The 15,943-nt window shown below is 57.7% G+C and carries 15 protein-coding genes; 6 read left to right on the top strand and 9 right to left on the bottom strand.

Annotated features, from left to right (window positions below; translation table 11 throughout):
• Positions 1-81 precede the first annotated feature (81 nt).
• The 4 genes from ACQQ2Q_RS10215 to bcp form a co-directional block, all read right to left on the bottom strand.
• Positions 82-705 (bottom strand): LysE family translocator, encoded by a 624-nt coding sequence (locus ACQQ2Q_RS10215; RefSeq protein WP_428186964.1) that lies wholly within the window; start codon positions 703-705, stop codon positions 82-84.
• A gap of 51 nt (positions 706-756) precedes the next feature.
• The gene (locus ACQQ2Q_RS10210; RefSeq protein WP_428186963.1) at positions 757-2,085 is read right to left on the bottom strand and encodes a M23 family metallopeptidase; all 1,329 of its coding nucleotides are present in this window, start codon (positions 2,083-2,085) and stop codon (positions 757-759) included.
• Between the two features lie 219 nt (positions 2,086-2,304).
• A complete protein-coding gene (locus ACQQ2Q_RS10205) occupies positions 2,305-3,132 on the bottom strand; it encodes a ferritin-like domain-containing protein (protein WP_428187485.1) in 828 nt (275 codons plus the stop codon).
• A 5-nt stretch (positions 3,133-3,137) separates the two neighbouring features.
• Entirely contained in the window at positions 3,138-3,605 is a 468-nt protein-coding gene (gene bcp / locus ACQQ2Q_RS10200) for a thioredoxin-dependent thiol peroxidase (RefSeq protein ID WP_428186962.1), read from the bottom strand.
• 114 nt (positions 3,606-3,719) lie between these two features.
• Here bcp and ACQQ2Q_RS10195 point away from each other — a divergent pair, with 114 nt between their 5' ends.
• On the top strand, positions 3,720-7,130 hold the full coding sequence (locus tag ACQQ2Q_RS10195) for a DUF3971 domain-containing protein (RefSeq protein WP_428186961.1): 3,411 nt from the start codon (positions 3,720-3,722) through the stop codon (positions 7,128-7,130).
• A 55-nt stretch (positions 7,131-7,185) separates the two neighbouring features.
• Here ACQQ2Q_RS10195 and tyrS read toward each other — a convergent pair whose 3' ends face one another.
• On the bottom strand, positions 7,186-8,442 hold the full coding sequence (gene tyrS / locus ACQQ2Q_RS10190) for a tyrosine--tRNA ligase (protein WP_428186960.1): 1,257 nt from the start codon (positions 8,440-8,442) through the stop codon (positions 7,186-7,188).
• 159 nt (positions 8,443-8,601) lie between these two features.
• Between tyrS and ACQQ2Q_RS10185 the strand changes: the two genes are divergently transcribed.
• Entirely contained in the window at positions 8,602-9,729 is a 1,128-nt protein-coding gene (locus tag ACQQ2Q_RS10185) for an anhydro-N-acetylmuramic acid kinase (protein WP_428186959.1), read from the top strand.
• 2 nt (positions 9,730-9,731) lie between these two features.
• On the opposite strand, the gene ACQQ2Q_RS10180 is transcribed toward ACQQ2Q_RS10185, so the two are convergent.
• The 4 genes from ACQQ2Q_RS10180 to ACQQ2Q_RS10165 form a co-directional block, all read right to left on the bottom strand.
• Entirely contained in the window at positions 9,732-10,661 is a 930-nt protein-coding gene (locus ACQQ2Q_RS10180; RefSeq protein ID WP_428186958.1) for a patatin-like phospholipase family protein, read from the bottom strand.
• Positions 10,658-10,864, bottom strand: a complete 207-nt coding sequence (locus ACQQ2Q_RS10175) for a hypothetical protein (protein WP_428186957.1) — start codon at positions 10,862-10,864, stop codon at positions 10,658-10,660. The genes ACQQ2Q_RS10180 and ACQQ2Q_RS10175 overlap by 4 nt, the downstream gene beginning before the upstream one ends.
• Positions 10,861-11,127 (bottom strand): PIN domain-containing protein, encoded by a 267-nt coding sequence (locus tag ACQQ2Q_RS10170; protein ID WP_428187484.1) that lies wholly within the window; start codon positions 11,125-11,127, stop codon positions 10,861-10,863. The genes ACQQ2Q_RS10175 and ACQQ2Q_RS10170 overlap by 4 nt, the downstream gene beginning before the upstream one ends.
• Positions 11,128-11,293: 166 nt before the next feature.
• Positions 11,294-11,971 (bottom strand): alpha/beta hydrolase, encoded by a 678-nt coding sequence (locus ACQQ2Q_RS10165; protein ID WP_428186956.1) that lies wholly within the window; start codon positions 11,969-11,971, stop codon positions 11,294-11,296.
• A 209-nt stretch (positions 11,972-12,180) separates the two neighbouring features.
• Between ACQQ2Q_RS10165 and ACQQ2Q_RS10160 the strand changes: the two genes are divergently transcribed.
• The 4 genes from ACQQ2Q_RS10160 to sufC all read left to right on the top strand — a co-directional run bounded on the left by ACQQ2Q_RS10160 (position 12,181) and on the right by sufC (position 15,924).
• On the top strand, positions 12,181-13,347 hold the full coding sequence (locus ACQQ2Q_RS10160) for a cysteine desulfurase family protein (protein WP_428186955.1): 1,167 nt from the start codon (positions 12,181-12,183) through the stop codon (positions 13,345-13,347).
• Between the two features lie 143 nt (positions 13,348-13,490).
• Positions 13,491-14,960 carry a Fe-S cluster assembly protein SufB gene (gene sufB, locus ACQQ2Q_RS10155; protein WP_428186954.1) on the top strand — a complete coding sequence of 490 codons (1,470 nt, stop codon included), beginning with the start codon at positions 13,491-13,493 and terminating at the stop codon, positions 14,958-14,960.
• Entirely contained in the window at positions 14,960-15,115 is a 156-nt protein-coding gene (locus ACQQ2Q_RS10150) for a hypothetical protein (RefSeq protein WP_428186953.1), read from the top strand. The genes sufB and ACQQ2Q_RS10150 overlap by 1 nt, the downstream gene beginning before the upstream one ends.
• Before the next feature lie 53 nt (positions 15,116-15,168).
• Positions 15,169-15,924: a Fe-S cluster assembly ATPase SufC gene (sufC, locus tag ACQQ2Q_RS10145; RefSeq protein ID WP_428186952.1), complete on the top strand. Its 756-nt coding sequence runs from the start codon at positions 15,169-15,171 to the stop codon at positions 15,922-15,924.
• Positions 15,925-15,943 lie beyond the last annotated feature (19 nt).

Raw genomic sequence — 15,943 nt, 5'->3', positions numbered from 1 at the left:
ATCCGCAAGCGCCGAATAGTGAAAAAACACCGGAAAGTCAAGGAATACGGCGCGTTCCTGTCCGTCAGCGTTAACGTAACGTCAGGTCGCGCGTCCGGTGGCAATGGTTGCCACTCCTGCGCCTGCGAGAAACAGACCCGTTACGCGATTGGTTTTGCGGACGACGGAAGGGCGGCGCAAGAGGGATTTCGCTCTCTGTGCCATCCATACATGGGTGCCAATCACCACGATTTCAACGGCCACGATCGTCATGGCGAGCGCGATGTATTCCGGCATGCCAAAATCGGCGGTAACGAAGTTCGGAAGCAGAGCCAGATAGAAGAGTGGCATTTTGGGGTTGCCGAGGTTGAGTGCGAAACCTGTGGCAAACAGCTGAATGACATCGTTCTTCTGAGGCTCGGTCTGCATTTCAGCGGTTGCAGGCTTCTGCGTCCACAGTTTTATTCCCATCCAGATCAGGTAGGCACCGCCCAGATAGCGTAGCCCGGTCATCAAGAGAGACATTTCAGAGGCAATCAGTGACAGACCAAATGCGGCGAGGCCAAGATAGACCAGAATGCCGGCAACCGTACCCAGTCCATATGCAATGCCGGAGCGTGGGCCGTTAGCGACGGTCTTTGCCACGATCGTCACATTGTCCGGGCCGGGGCTTGCTGCAAAAACGAAAAATGTCGCCGCGAAGGCGATCAATAAATGCGCGTCCATACGAGTTTCCTCATGCCGATAGAGGAAGATTGCGGTTGGTGGCGCAAAGTGTCAATCGACAAGGCCCTGAAGCTTCATTCCGGCATTCAGAAATCGTATCGGGTCGACGGCAACGCCGTTGCGGCGCACTTCGTAGTGCAGGTGTGTTCCGGTTGAGCGACCGGTGCTGCCGGCAAGGCCGATCAGGTCCCCAGCGTCCACATGCTCGCCTTTCTTGACGAGAACCCGGCTCAAATGGCCGAAACGCGTCGAGATGCCGAAGCCGTGATCGATTTCGACCATGTTGCCATAGCCGCCTGCTCTGCCGGCGGTGACGACTGTGCCGGCGCCGGTGCTGCGAATTTCGCCGCCAGTGCGCTCACGGAAGTCGATACCGGCATGCATGGCCATTTTGCCGAAGAAGGGATCGACGCGATTGCCGAATCGACTTGTGATCGCCTTGCCCGGAGCGGGATTTCCAAAGGGAAGGCGCTTGGCCGTGTCGCGCATTGCTTCAAGCCGGCTCAGTGCCGAGTCGAGATCGTCGAGCGATGCGTCGAAGACCTCGAGATTCTCAGGCGCCAGATAAGGACCGCCGATAGCTGTGCCGCTGTCGTCGTCATTCTCGTCGGCCAAGGATGCCTTCTGTAGCGGTTCGACCTGATCGAGCGGGATGCCGTTGCCCTTCAGGATGGTTTCAATGGCGCTTGCGGTCTGGGTGGCACCGACTGTCAGCTTTTGCACCCGTTGCAGCTGCTCGTTTTCAATGTTCTTCAGGGACAGCGTGACGTTGGAGAAAACGCGGTCTGCCTTGTCGGCTACGCTTTCACGGAGCGGGGCATAGGCGAGCACCTCGGCGGCGGCATCGGCTTTTGCGCTTTGCTTGCCGCCCATCAGACTGTCGATTGCGTTCAAACCACTGTTGGAAAGGCTTGCGCGGTCAGCACTTGTATCCGGGCGAAAGGCCGGTACCGGCACATCGGCAGATGTCGGCTCGGCACCCTCTGCACGATCAAGCAGCGAATCGAGACGGCCGTGGCGCGAGGTCAGCGCCATCTGCTGCTCGAGAAGTTTTTCAACCTTCTGTTCGACAACCTGCTGATCGAGAAGCTGGCGCGAGGTGACGCGATCAACCTGGGCACGCAGAGCGGCGATACGGTCTTCGTAGTCATGCTGCATGCGTGCCTGACGCGCCATGGTGGCGCCGATCAGGTTGTCGCGCAAGACGAGGTAGGAGGTCGCACCGAGATAACCGACAGCCATCATGCCGACAACGCTGAAGGCGATTGCCGTCATCCAGGGGCGGATTGTCATATGGCGAATTCGATCGCCGCTTGCCAGAATGATGATGTGTTGCTGGCGGCGTTTTCCGAAGCTCGGGCTTTTTGCCGTGTTGGCCACAGATGCTCTCCTACTCGGCGCACATTAAAATTCGGCGCGTCGGCCGCTGCCCCGGCCGTCATGTTCCCATGTTATCCGCGCCATTTTTACAAACAATGCAGATCGCTCTCGGGGCGCTTTGAGTCGCCCTTTTCGCTGGGGTCATTACAGGTCAATATGGTTAATAATTACTTGATGGCGGCTTGCCGCATGCCTGTTTTGCAACACAGTTCAGGTGACTTAGCCGCGATTGCTGGCGGTCAAAGAGCGGTAGAATGACGGCGTCAATCCGGCTTCTGCGCGGGCGATGTCGTTAAAGGGCGCCTTCAGCGCGCCGCGGAAGTTTTCCCTCACCAGTTCCTTGAAGCGTGTGGCGGCATCGACGCGTTCCCGTGCGCAAAAAAAGCGGAACCATTTTGCACCGATCGCTACGTGGCCTTTTTCATCTTCGTAGATGATATTGAGGACATCTGCGCTTTCGATGTCGCCCGTTTCACGCATTTTGGCCTGCAGGGACGGGGTGACGTCGAGCCCTCGTGCCTCGAGTATCAGTGGAACGACGGCCAGACGTGCCGTCAGATCGTTGCGGGTTGCGTGCGCTGCCTGCCACAGGCCGTCATGGGCCGGCATATCGCCATAGTCTGCACCGAGCGCGCGCAGCCGGTCTCGCACCAGGCCGAAATGCTTGGCCTCTTCATCTGCTACCCGCATCCAGCCGTCGAAGAAGGAATTGGGCACCGGCTCCGTTGCGAAGCGTGCGACGATATCAAGGGCAAGGTCGACGGCGTTGAGCTCGATATGCGCCAGCGAATGGAGCATGGCGATGCGACCGGGCAGGGTATGCAAAGACCGTTTGCCGACAGCTTTCGGCGGCACCAGTTCCGGCTTTTCCGGCCGGCCGGGTCTGTCGGGCACCAAGGGATCGGCGGGGTGACGCAATGACAGCCGGCGCGCTTTCCAGCGCACCGCCGTTTCGCGTGTCAGGTTGATCTTGCGGTCAAGATCGGTTGCAGCGATGGCTTTGGTAGCGCCCGCCCGCAGCGAGGCAATAGCCTCATCGGTATAGATCTGGTTCAAGGGGCTGCCGCTCTATCCAGCACTGCTTGCGCGTGGCCCTTGACCTTCACCTTGCTCCAGATTTCGGCAATCTTGCCATCGGTGTCGATCAGGAAGGTCGAGCGCTCTATGCCCATGTATTTGCGTCCGTACATGCTCTTTTCGACCCATACTCCATAGGCCTCGGCGACCGCGTGATCCTCGTCGGCTGCCAGAATGACGCTGAGTTCATGCTTGGACACGAATCGATCATGGCTTTTGACCGAGTCGGGCGAGATGCCGATCACGACCACATCCTGATCGGCGAAGCTCTTCGCCAACGCGGTAAAGTCGACGGCTTCGACGGTGCAGCCCGACGTGTTGTCCTTCGGGTAGAAGTAGACCACAACCTTTTTTCCTTCGAAATCTGAAGGGCTTACCGTTGTCCCGCCATCGCGAGGCAGGGTGAAGGTCGGTGCTTTGTCGCCAATTGCCAAATCGCTCACTGTGCAAACCTTTCTTTCGCCGTCATTATCGACGTATACGGATACATACGGATATATCGTCGTATCGGCGGACGTCCACCCGTTTGCGGCAATCAGTGGAGACCAACCCGGCACATGGGAGAAATCCGGGGCGAAAAGCTTCGTTTTCGCAAGAGAGATATCACACCCCTGCACCAACTTCCGTCGGCGCAGGCGGAGGAGCCGATTATTGTGCATTGTCCGCGCGGCCGCGGCTTTGCCAGACGGTTTGCGCGTGTCTGCGTGCTTTCCATCATCGCCATTCTTTTGTTTGTCTCGCTCGTGGTTGCCAGCATCCAGACTGGTGGCCTCGATCGGCTGCTGGCTGATGGTGCGCGCAAAGCGCTGGACGCCGGTCTCAGTCCTCAATTCAGCGCCAGCATTGGCACAACATCCATCCGTTTCTCCAAGGATCTCAGGCTGTTGATCGAGGCGAGCGACGTGGTTGCGCGCCACAATGACAGCGATCTGGTGCTGGCCCAGGCAAAATCCGTCAAGTTCGTCCTCAAGACCACCGCGCTTTTTGTGGGCAAGGTTGAGGTGGATGAGATCGCTGCCGACGACATGGTGATCGATGCCGCGGTCATGCCATCAGGCCCGCCAGTGGATTTTTCCAAGTTCAGGGTCGATGCCACACCGACTGTGGTCGAACATGCATTCGCAGAACTGGACAATGCCAAATCCTTCATCGCCAATGCCGGTCTGGATCGCGTGCGGATGTCCAACGTGCGTATCAAGGTGCCCGGTAGCGGTCAGAACCCGCTCGATGTTGGCATTGTCGATCTTGTTTTGCAGCGTAATGCCGATTCGGCGTTACTCGCAGATGGCATTCTGACGGTTAAGGGCCAGCCGGCCACTTTTCACGTGGAAAGTTCAGTGAAGGGCGATGTCACGTCGGCGATGAAGGTCCGGGTGGCCGATCTGGATGTGGCGCCTATCCTTCTGCGGCGAGATGACAGTGGTGCGATCCGCCAGGGGTTTGGCGGGGTGACAGGGGTTTCCATCGACGCTGAACGTGCAGGCGCCGGGCGCACGCCGCTTCTGACTGCATCCGTCAAGTCTGCCAATGGGATCTTCTACATCGATGGCAAGTCGCAGGAGGTGACGTCTGCGGATATCCGGCTTGGCTATGATTTCACAAAGAATACGCTTGAGGTTCGCCGTTCCAATGTCGTCTTCGGAGCGACGACCATGCCTTTCAGCGGGGCGCTGATCGATCTCGACAGGTTGGATACGACCTATAAGCCCGGGAGTGGCATTGGCATCGATCTGCTGGTCAAGGATGGCGTGGCGTCAGCAGAAAACTCGGGTGAGGCTCCGGTTCCCTTCGACCTGAAGCTCTTTGGCCGTTATCTCTATGACAGCCGCGAGTTCCAAGCTGACAAACTGGCTGTTTCAACCCGTGGGGGGGCGATGACGGGGTCGCTGCGCGCGCAGTTCGGCGATCAGTCGCCAGAGCTGAGTTTCAGTGCGCAGTTCAGTCAGATCCACACGTCGGTCGTCAAGCAGTTATGGCCCTACTGGATCGCCGACAAACCGCGCGACTGGGTGATGTCGAACCTGTTCGGTGGAACGATCACAAATGCGTCCGTGGATGTATTCATCCCCGCGGGCCGCATGAAGCTGGAGCCGTCGCCTCTTCATCTCGGGGAAAACGAACTGCGTCTTTCCTTCGATATCGAGAATACCCGAGCCAACGTGACCGGCGATATTCCGCCGGTGCGCGATACCGACGCACATGTGGAGATGGTTGGCGGTCATCTGACCGTGACCTTCAAGGAAGGCGTTTCCTATTTTCCGTCCGGCCGAACGGTCAGTTTGAGTGGAGGCTCGCTGACCATAGAGGATGCCTATAGCAAACCGCTGATGGCCGATATTGACATATCCGTTGCGGGCGCCGCCGAAGCGGTGGCAGAACTGGTGAGCTACAAGCCGATCGGGGCACTGGAAAAAGCGGGCTTTTCGATCAGCGATTTTACCGGTGCCGTCAAAGCGCATGCCAGGGTCCGGGCCGGTCTTGTGCGCAGTCAGGATCCGCCTGCGCCAGAATGGGAGGCCAAGCTGGACCTGAACAAGGTCAATGTCGCGAAGGATTTCTCCGGACGAAAACTCAGCGAGCTTGACGCAACACTGGAAATCGACCCATCAGCGGCCCGTCTGAAAGGCAAGGGATTGCTGGATGGTGTGCCGATGGAAATTCACATGGTTGAGCCTGTGGACAAGGCGCTTGGGGCCAAACGTGAACGTGTCGTTACACTCACTCTGGACAATGACGGTCGCAAACGTCTGACGCCGGGGCTCGATGATATCCTGCAAGGCAGCATGAAAGCTGAATTGACCTATGTCAGCGACACCGAGTGGCGGGTGCGCGCCGATCTGGGATCCGCCGTTCTAAGCCTTCCCTGGGCGGGTTGGTCCAAGGGGCGCGGAATTGCCGCCAAGGCGGATTTCGATCTGCTGCAACGCGATGGAAGCACCCATGTGGACAACCTCACGCTGACAGGCGACGGTTTCGGCGCAGCGGGTAACCTTGTGGTGGGCACGTCCGGTCTGACCTCGGCAGATATCGACAGCATGAAGCTTTCAGCCAGTGACAGTTTTTCTGTTCGCGTCCGAAAAAGTGGCGGTGGCTACCAGGTTAAGGTGAATGGCAAGTCTGTCGATGTGCGGTCGGTGATTGCTGAGATCAAGGCGCCCGGTGACGGCCAGGGTGACGGAACCTCGGCCAAGAGCGTACCGATCAGTGTCGAGGCCAAGCTGGATCGTGTGACAGGGTTTGCCGGAGAAACCCTGTCGAGCGTCAATTTTGTCTACGGCAATGGCGGCGGTCGAGTGACGGCACTCAACTTGAGCGCGGTAACCGACAGTGGGCAGGCTGTCATTGCCAAGCTCGCGGCCGGACAAAATGGCGACGAGTTGAGCCTGACCAGCAGCGATGCGGGGTCCATCCTGCGTTTCATCAATCTATATACAAGGATGCGCGGCGGGCTGCTCAATCTGAAGCTCATGTCGCCAGACAACAAGAATTGGAACGGTTCGGTCGATATCCGCAGTTTCCGGGTCGAAAACGAAGAGCGGCTGCAATCGATTGTGTCATCGCCAGCGGGTGCAGACGGACAGAGCCTGAACAATGCGGTGAAGCGGGATATCGATATCAGTTCCGAAAAATTCCAGCGCGGGTTTGCGCTGATCGCACTCAACAATGGCAGCGTCAGCCTGGATAATGGTGTTGTTCGAGGCGAGCAGATCGGCGCGACCTTTCAAGGGACAATCCGTGATGCCGCCGGCAACATGGACATGACCGGCACTTTCATGCCGGCCTACGGGCTCAACCGGTTGTTTGGCGAATTGCCGGTGATCGGTCTGCTGCTTGGCAATGGGCGGGATCGCGGTCTGCTTGGGATTACCTTCAAGCTGACCGGCCCGACCAGTGCGCCGCGGCTGACGATCAATCCGCTTTCCATCATCGCGCCTGGCGTGTTCCGCTCGATCTTCGAGTTCCGTTGAGCCACAAAAAAGCCGGCGCGAGGCCGGCTTTTCATCCAATATTCTGGCTGCTGTTTCAGGCAGGCTTTATCAGCATATGCTTCTTCTTGCCAAGCGACAGCTTGATGACGCCGTCGCCGGTCAGTTCACCGCTGCCGATCGACATGCGCTCATCGGAAACCTGATTGTCGTTGATCCGTACCGCGCCACCCTGCACATGGCGTCTGGCTTCACCGTTCGATGAGGCGAGACCCGCTTTCACGATCAGCGACAACAGGCCGATGCCGGACTCGAGTTCCGCCGACGCGATTTCGATTGTCGGCAGGTTGTCGGATACCGCACCTTCCTCGAAGGTTTTGCGTGCCGTTTCAGCAGCCTGTTCGGCTGCATCGCGGCCATGAAGGATTGCAGTGATTTCGGTCGCGAGGATCTTCTTGACCTCATTGATTTCCGAACCGCCCAATGCGGACAGCCGTGCGATCTCATCCATGGGAAGCGTGGTGTAAAGCTTCAGGAAGCGGGAAACGTCGGCATCTTCCGTATTGCGCCAGTATTGCCAGAAGTCATAGGCCGAGAGCATGTCGGTATTGAGCCAGACGGCTCCATTGGCCGACTTGCCCATCTTTGCGCCGGAAGAGGTGGTGAGTAAAGGCGATGTCAGCGCGTAGAGCTGCGGGCAACCCATGCGATGGCCAAGGTCGATGCCGTTGATGATATTGCCCCACTGGTCGGAGCCGCCCATCTGCAATCGGCAGTCGTAGCGCTTGTTCAGCTCCACATAGTCATAGGCCTGGAGGATCATGTAATTGAACTCGAGGAAAGACAGCGACTGCTCGCGGTCCAGACGGGTCTTCACGCTGTCGAAGGACAACATGCGGTTGACCGAGAAATGGCGACCGACATCGCGCAAGAATTCGAGATAGTTCAGGCCTCGCAGCCATTCGCCATTGTTGATCATCAGGCCGCCGTCCTTGGGACCCTTCTCATAGTCAATGTAACTGGCAAAGACGCGCTTGATGGAGGCAATATTGTCCTCGATCTTGTCGACGGTCATCAGCTGACGCGCTTCTTCCTTGAAGGAGGGGTCGCCGACCATGCCGGTGCCGCCACCCATCAAGGAGATCGGCTGGTGGCCCGTTGCCTGGAACCAGTGCAGCAACATGATCTGGATCAGCGAGCCGGCATGCAGCGAGGGAGCAGTCGGATCGAAGCCGATATAAGCCGTGACTGTTTCCTTGGCGAGCAGGTCGTCGAGGCCGGCTTCATCGGACATCTGATGGATGAAGCCGCGCTCGTGCATGGTGCGCAGGAAATCGGATTTGTACTTGGTCATGGCCTCTGACTCTCTGAACGACGCTTTGAGTGCCACGTAGTCGGCACGCTCGCTAAAACGGTGAAATCGCCGGCGCTTTAGCATTGTTTTTTGAAATGTGCACCCGTTTCGGCCATGAATGTTGCTCAAGTCATTCAATCGAGTCGGTGGAGTTGTCATTTGGCAGAAATCAAGCGAGCCATTGGGTTGATGAGCGGAACGTCCATGGACGGGATCGATGTGGCAATGGTTGCGAGCGATGGCGAAGGCTTTGTGGAGCGCGGTCCATCTCTGTCTGTCGCCTATGAGCCGACCTTTCGCGCACAATTGAAGCTCGCGCTGGATGAGGCGAAGGCCATTACCGAACGCAGCCAACGTCCCGGCATGCTGAATGCTCTGGAGCGTGATCTTACCTTACGCCATGCCGCAGCCGTTCAGCAGTTCCTGACTGCAAATCGCCTGTTGGCCGCAGATATTGCTGTCATTGGTTTTCACGGCCAGACAGTGCTGCATCGACCGGACGAGGCGTTGACTGTCCAGATTGGCGACGGTCCTCTGTTGGCGAGGGAAACCGGCGTTCCTGTGGTCTACGACATGCGCGCCAATGATATGGTGCATGGCGGGCAGGGCGCACCGCTGGTGCCAGCCTATCATGCCGCTTTGGCAGCCGGTCTGCCAAAAGACGATATGCCTGTCTGTTTCGTCAATATTGGCGGGATTTCCAACCTGACCTTTGTCGGACGGGATGGCACAATCATGGCCTTTGACAGCGGGCCGGGAAATACGCTGATCGACCAGTGGGTTGAGGCCCATGCGGGCATTCCGTTTGATCAGGGCGGTATGATTGCGTCCGAAGGCGGCGTGGTAAATGCGCTCGCCGAGCGTTATCTGTCGCATTCGTTTTTCACCAATCCCAAGCGCCGCTCATTGGATCGCAACGACTTTCTGCCGCCCGAGCCGCAAGAGGCTGGCCTGCACGATGGCGCCCGCACGCTGGCTTATGTGACTGCTGCGGCTGTGCTGACGTCGGCCTCCCATCTGCCCGAGCCGCCGAAGTGCTACGTCATTTGTGGTGGCGGCCGGTTGAACAAGATCATCATGGCCGATTTGATCGCCCTGGCAGGCGCGACGGGTGCCCGTGTCATGACAGGTGAGGATGCCGGTTTTGACGGCGATGCGATGGAAGCGGAGGCCTGGGGGTATCTGGCCGTGCGCTCGCTGATGGGTCTGCCGCTTACTTTTCCGGCCACAACCGGCGTGATGAAGCCGGTCACCGGCGGATTGCTTGCACGGCCTTTGAAGCGATAGTGCTATTTCAGCAGCAGTTGCGGCAGTTGTGTTGCAAAGGCCTCGCCGTCACGCAGGCCGATCTCGAAGGCTTTTCGTAAGCCCGCCTCGTCACCGATGGCGAATTTCTTTACCGTGATGTCTTGGCTCGGCGAGACGATGATCCGACGGTCTGCCTTCGGCGGTGAGCGGCCATGACGGGTTGTCAGCAAAAGCGTTCTTCCGCCCTTGCCCTCGGTTTCCTTCAGTTTCCCGATCGGCGGGTTGTCAGTCAGTCCACCGTCCAGTGCCGGTCGGCCATTCACGGTTCCAACGGGCATGAAGGGCGGGACGGATGAGGATGCCATGATCGCATCGACCAACTGTTCCGGCGCGTCAAGGTCATGGGTCGAAATCCACGATGTTGTGAGGCCGAGATAACGCCCGGCTCGGGAATAGGCGCCGCCGGTGAGGAGCTTTTCGAGCTGATAGGCCGTGATGGAGCCGAGCGCGGCGAGCGAAGCCGGCATGAATGGTGGCGGATGGGAGACCTGGATCAGGATAGGCGGAGCGGCTTTCAGGGCTGCAAGCTCGAGACGTCCGAACTGCTCAGTGAGAAATTCGCGGAAAAGCGTGCCGACAACGAAGGGGGAGTGGCCGGCATTCAGGCGCGACCAGTCTCGCTCCGGTCGTTTTTCTCCAGCATAGTCAAAGGCTGCGGTGCGCACGCGTTCACCAATCCCGATCGCGTTCATGGCGCAGTGATAGGCGCCCGCAGACACGGCAACATAGTGGTCAGGCGTTTGCGGGTAACGCGCGTTCAAGCCCTCGAAGAAGCCGCTTTGCCAGTAACAGCGATTGCCGCCGCCCGCAAAACCGATGGTATCGAAAGAGAATCCGGAGGGCTTGCCGCCGCCGGAGGGCTTTGGGTCACGCGTCTCTTGTCTCAAATGTTCGGTCGTCGTTTGCTTCATCGCTGCAGAAGTTCAAGTGCCTCGTCGATCCGACCACGACTGCGTTCGGCCATCTCTTCATCGAGTTTGACGGCATCCTGATGCTCAACCAGTTCTTTAGCCAAGTTCTCCAGCAATGCTTTGCGTAACACACCGCGTTGCAGGGCAATCGCTTCAATTTTGTCGCCGATATCTTTCGGAAGATTACGTGTGATCGCGTTCATCCCATGAGCCTTATGACAAAATCTTCTGGCGTCTGTGCTGAAATGCCGGGGAATTTCAGGTCGTGTCTTTGAAAGTCTCTGATATTGGATGTGACGATATTAGGCGCGTTAGCTGCGATTGCCAACTCCATCAGGTGACTGTCACCTTCGTCGCGCAGATTTGGCCGCCATTTGAAATGAATGGTCTGCATCAGGCATTTCGACACGAATGCCTCGAGCAACAATATTCTTTCGGGCGCATTCAGTCGCGCTGACTGGAAAATCGATTCACACGCAAGGACGTCGCGATAGTCAAACAGGAGAGATGCAGAAAGAAAGACAGGGTTTGCAGAGGTCTGAGAGGCACGCCGCGATTACTATTGAGGCGGCACCGCGGTCGATACAAGCGCTGACGAGAACGTTTGTATCGACCACGACTTTGAGCATCGGTTAGCGGATGCGCTTGGCCGGAGGTTCCGGCACCAGTTCGCCATCGAGGCGACGGTCAAGGTAATCCTCGCATTCGGCCATCAGTGCGTCGACCTGGCCGTTATAGAAGTGGTTGGCGCCGGGCATGACCTTGTGCGTGATCAGGATGCCCTTCTGGGTCTTCAGCTTCTCCACCAGAACCTGAACGTCCTTTTCCGGCGCGACCTTGTCGGCATCACCGTTGATGATGAGGCCGGACGAGGGGCAGGGTGCCAGGAAGGAGAAGTCATAGGTGTTGGGCTGAGGCGAAATCGACATGAAACCTTCGATTTCCGGACGGCGCATCAAAAGCTGCATGCCGATCCAGGAGCCGAAGGAATAGCCGGCGACCCAACAGCTCTTCGAATCGGGATGCAGGCTCTGCACCCAGTCGAGCGCCGATGCAGCATCCGACAATTCGCCAGCGCCGTGGTCGAACTCGCCCTGGCTGCGGCCAATGCTGCGGAAATTGAAACGCAATGTCGTGAACCCGCGCTTCTGGAACATGTAGAAGAGCTGGTAGACGATCTGGTTGTTCATGGTCCCGCCGAATTGCGGGTGCGGGTGCAGGATAATGGCGATCGGTGCGCTTTTTTCCTTGGAAGGCTGGTAGCGGCCTTCCAGGCGGCCAGCCGGGCCATTGAAAATGACTTCGGGCATCTAAACTCCGGACTCGTTGTTTTTTATGTTCCAACAGCTCATTTCAGAAAGCTGACTTGACGTATTCACTCAGCTTTTCTAGAACGCAGTTTAGAACAATTCGAAACTGTGATGGCTGTCCATCTTTCGGTGGTTGGTGTCATAGGACATGCGCGGCGCGAATATCAAGGAAAATGCGTGCTGCGAGGAGTGGGATAGTCAGGTTTTCGATGGCCAAGACGCGCATCTATCTCGATTGGAACGCAACGGCGCCGCTTCATCCGGCGGCGCGTGCGGCTGTCGTTGACGCGCTCGACCTTGGCGGGAACCCGTCTTCCGTTCACGGCGAAGGGCGGGCGGCGCGTATGCTGGTCGAGAAGGCCAGACGTCAGATTGCAACCCTGGTCGGTGGAACGGCAGCCAATGTCATCTTGACCAGCGGTGCGACGGAAGCCGCCAATATGGTGCTGACGCCCGATTTCCGGATGGGCAAGTCGCCGCTGAATGTGGGGCATCTGTATGTCTCGGCCATCGAGCATCCGGCTGTTCGCGAGGGCGGACGTTTTGCAGCCGATCGCAAGTCCGAGATCGCCGTTCTCAGTTCCGGTCAGGTGGATCTGGCCGCTTTGAAGACACAGCTCGTGTCGCATTCGTCTGAACTTGGACTGCCGCTGGTGGCGGTGATGCTCGTCAATAACGAGACTGGTGTCGTTCAGCCGGTCGCGGAGGTTGCGGCTCTGGTGCATGCCCATGGTGGGTTGCTCGTGGTCGACGCGGTCCAGGCCGTGGGGCGCATGCCAGTGGATATCGCTGCACTTGACGCCGATTTCCTGATCGTTTCCAGCCACAAGATTGGCGGCCCTAAGGGTGCCGGCGCGCTTGTTGCTCGCGGCGAGACCTTGATGCCGACGCCTCTGATTCGCGGGGGTGGCCAGGAAAAAGGACATCGCTGCGGAACGGAGAATGTGTCTGCTATCGCCGGATTTGGTGCCGCCGCAGAGGCGATGCTGGTCGAGCTTGAGGATCGCAATTCCGGCATTCGCGCCTTGCGGGATGAGCTGGAAACACGCATGCGACAAGCGGCCCCGGACGTGGTGATCTACGGTGCCGATAGTCCGCGGGTGGCCAATACCACGTTTTTTGGCCTGCCGGACATGAAGGCAGAGACCGGACAGATCGCTTTCGATCTGGAAGGTATAGCGCTTTCGGCCGGTTCTGCCTGTTCGTCGGGCAAGGTTGGGAAGAGCCATGTGCTCACCGCCATGGGATTTGACGACAAGGCCGGTGGGTTGCGTATTTCGCTTGGGCCATCCACTACGCCTGAGGAGATTGATCTGGCTGTTTCTGTTTTTCAACGTATTGCCGGACGACGGCGCGTTGGGGGGCAGGCGGCCTGAGCTTTGGAAAAATTGCTCAAACGCAATTTTAAACTTGCAACACGGGCTTAAAATGAGCCCTTGGACAACTACATAGAAGCGCATCACCGCTTCTGACGTTGACAAGCCGCCGGACTTTGAACCGGCGAGATTGGAGAACGAATATGGCTGCTGTGCAGGAAACGATCGATCAGGTCCGCCAGATCGATGTCGACCAGTACAAATATGGCTTTGAAACCATGATTGAAGTCGACAAGGCCCCAAAGGGTCTGTCGGAGGATATCATCCGTTTCATTTCAGCAAAGAAAGAAGAGCCTGAATGGATGCTCGAATGGCGTCTTCAGGCCTATCAGCGCTGGCTGACGATGGAAGAGCCGACATGGGCGCGCGTCGATTATCCGAAGATCGATTTCAACGACTACTATTATTATGCCGCGCCGAAGACGACGTCCGGCCCGAAGACACTCGACGAGGTCGATCCGGAGCTGCTGGCGGTCTACGAAAAGCTTGGTATTCCGCTGCGTGAGCAGGAAATGCTCGCCGGTGTCCAGACCTCCAAGATTGCCGTCGATGCCGTGTTCGACAGCGTCTCGGTTGTTACAACCTTCAAGGAAGAGCTGAAGAAGGCCGGCGTGATCTTCATGTCGATCTCGGAGGCCGTCCGCGAGCATCCGGATCTGGTGAAGAAGTATCTGGGCACAGTCGTTCCAGCCACTGACAATTATTACGCCACGCTCAATTCTGCGGTCTTTACCGACGGATCATTCGTGTTCGTGCCGAAGGGCGTTCGTTGCCCGATGGAGTTGTCCACCTATTTCCGCATCAACGAGAAGAACACGGGCCAGTTCGAGCGCACGCTGATCATCGCCGAAGACGGTGCCTACGTGTCCTATCTCGAGGGTTGCACGGCACCCCAGCGCGACGAAAACCAGCTGCATGCAGCCGTGGTCGAACTGGTTGCGCTCGATGATGCCGAGATCAAGTATTCGACCGTCCAGAACTGGTATCCCGGCGACAAGGACGGTAAGGGCGGCATCTACAACTTCGTTACCAAGCGTGGTGATTGCCGAGGCAAGAATTCCAAGATCTCCTGGACTCAGGTGGAAACAGGGTCTGCGATCACGTGGAAATATCCGTCCTGCATCCTGCGTGGCGATGGTTCGCGCGGCGAGTTCTATTCGATTGCAGTGTCCAATGGTCACCAGCAGATCGACAGCGGTACCAAAATGATCCATCTCGGCAAGAACACGTCGAGCCGCATCATCTCCAAGGGCATTTCCGCCGGCGTGTCGCAAAACACCTATCGCGGTCAGGTGTCTGCCCACCGCAAGGCGTCCAATGCCCGTAACTTCACCCAGTGCGACTCGCTTTTGATTGGCGACAAGTGCGGCGCGCATACGGTTCCTTATATCGAGGCGAAGAATTCGACGGCCCAGTTCGAGCATGAAGCGACAACGTCGAAGATCTCCGAGGACCAGCTGTTCTACTGCCTGCAGCGCGGCATTCCGGAAGAAGCGGCGATCGCACTGATCGTCAATGGCTTCGTTCGTGAGGTAATCCAGGAATTGCCGATGGAATTCGCAGTCGAGGCACAAAAGCTGATTGGCATCAGCCTTGAGGGAAGCGTGGGATAATGGATGCGCTCAGCCTGATCTACTATGCGCTGGTTTGCGGCGGTCTGGCATTTCTTGTGCCGGGCATAAGCAGCAAGCCTCTGCGTATCGGGATCGGGCTGGTGACCGGAGCCGTATCGGCTCTCATCCTGCCCTTTATCAAAAGCCTTATTTGAGATTGAACTGAAGAACGCGCTGAGCTTGCTCGCGCATGACAACGGAAAACAACATGCTTGAAATCAAGAACCTGCACGCCCGCATCGCCGAAGACGGCACCGAGATCATCAAGGGTCTGAACCTGACCGTTAAAGCCGGCGAAGTGGCCGCCGTCATGGGCCCGAACGGCTCTGGCAAATCGACGCTCTCCTACATCCTGTCGGGGCGCGAAGACTACGAAGTCACCGAAGGTGAGATTCTTTACAACGGTGAGAGCATTCTCGATCTCGATCCTGCCGAACGTGCTTCTAAGGGCATTTTCCTGGCTTTCCAGTATCCGGTCGAAATTCCAGGCGTTGCCACCATGCAGTTCCTGAAAGTGGCCATGAACGAGCAGCGCAAGGCGCGTGGTGAAGAGGAGCTCAAGACCCCTGACTTCATCAAGCTGGTCAAAGAATCGGCCGCCAAGTTGCAGATCGACATGGATATGCTCAAGCGTCCCCTCAATGTCGGCTTCTCCGGCGGAGAGAAGAAACGTGCGGAAATCCTGCAAATGGCACTGCTTGCACCGCAGCTTTGCATTCTCGACGAGACCGATTCCGGCCTCGATATCGATGCGCTCAAGATCGTGGCAGATGGCGTCAATGCGCTGAAGTCGCCCGATCGCGCGACCATCGTCATCACCCATTACCAGCGCCTTCTCGATTACATTGTGCCGGATACGGTTCATGTCCTCTACAAGGGGCAGATCATCAAGTCTGGCACCAAGGATCTGGCGCTCGAACTCGAAGCCAACGGCTATAACGACATCATCGGTCAGGCCGCCTGAGCGTTCGAAAAGGAGCAAG

Source organism: Agrobacterium sp. ES01, from assembly GCF_050320885.1.
Lineage (GTDB): Bacteria > Pseudomonadota > Alphaproteobacteria > Rhizobiales > Rhizobiaceae > Allorhizobium.
Note: the sequence above shows the minus strand (reverse complement) of the source record. Positions and strands in the feature narration are given on the sequence as shown.

What these genes read in the sequence shown, in the direction of transcription:
- ACQQ2Q_RS10215 (WP_428186964.1), bottom strand. Translation starts at nt 705, where the DNA reads ATGGACGCGCATTTATTGATCGCCTTCGCGGCGACATTTTTCGTTTTT.
- ACQQ2Q_RS10195 (WP_428186961.1), top strand. Translation starts at nt 3,720, where the DNA reads ATGGGAGAAATCCGGGGCGAAAAGCTTCGTTTTCGCAAGAGAGATATC.
- tyrS (WP_428186960.1), bottom strand. Translation starts at nt 8,442, where the DNA reads ATGACCAAGTACAAATCCGATTTCCTGCGCACCATGCACGAGCGCGGC.
- ACQQ2Q_RS10180 (WP_428186958.1), bottom strand. Translation starts at nt 10,661, where the DNA reads ATGAAGCAAACGACGACCGAACATTTGAGACAAGAGACGCGTGACCCA.
- ACQQ2Q_RS10175 (WP_428186957.1), bottom strand. Translation starts at nt 10,864, where the DNA reads ATGAACGCGATCACACGTAATCTTCCGAAAGATATCGGCGACAAAATT.
- ACQQ2Q_RS10165 (WP_428186956.1), bottom strand. Translation starts at nt 11,971, where the DNA reads ATGCCCGAAGTCATTTTCAATGGCCCGGCTGGCCGCCTGGAAGGCCGC.
- ACQQ2Q_RS10160 (WP_428186955.1), top strand. Translation starts at nt 12,181, where the DNA reads ATGGCCAAGACGCGCATCTATCTCGATTGGAACGCAACGGCGCCGCTT.
- sufB (WP_428186954.1), top strand. Translation starts at nt 13,491, where the DNA reads ATGGCTGCTGTGCAGGAAACGATCGATCAGGTCCGCCAGATCGATGTC.
- ACQQ2Q_RS10150 (WP_428186953.1), top strand. Translation starts at nt 14,960, where the DNA reads ATGGATGCGCTCAGCCTGATCTACTATGCGCTGGTTTGCGGCGGTCTG.
- sufC (WP_428186952.1), top strand. Translation starts at nt 15,169, where the DNA reads ATGCTTGAAATCAAGAACCTGCACGCCCGCATCGCCGAAGACGGCACC.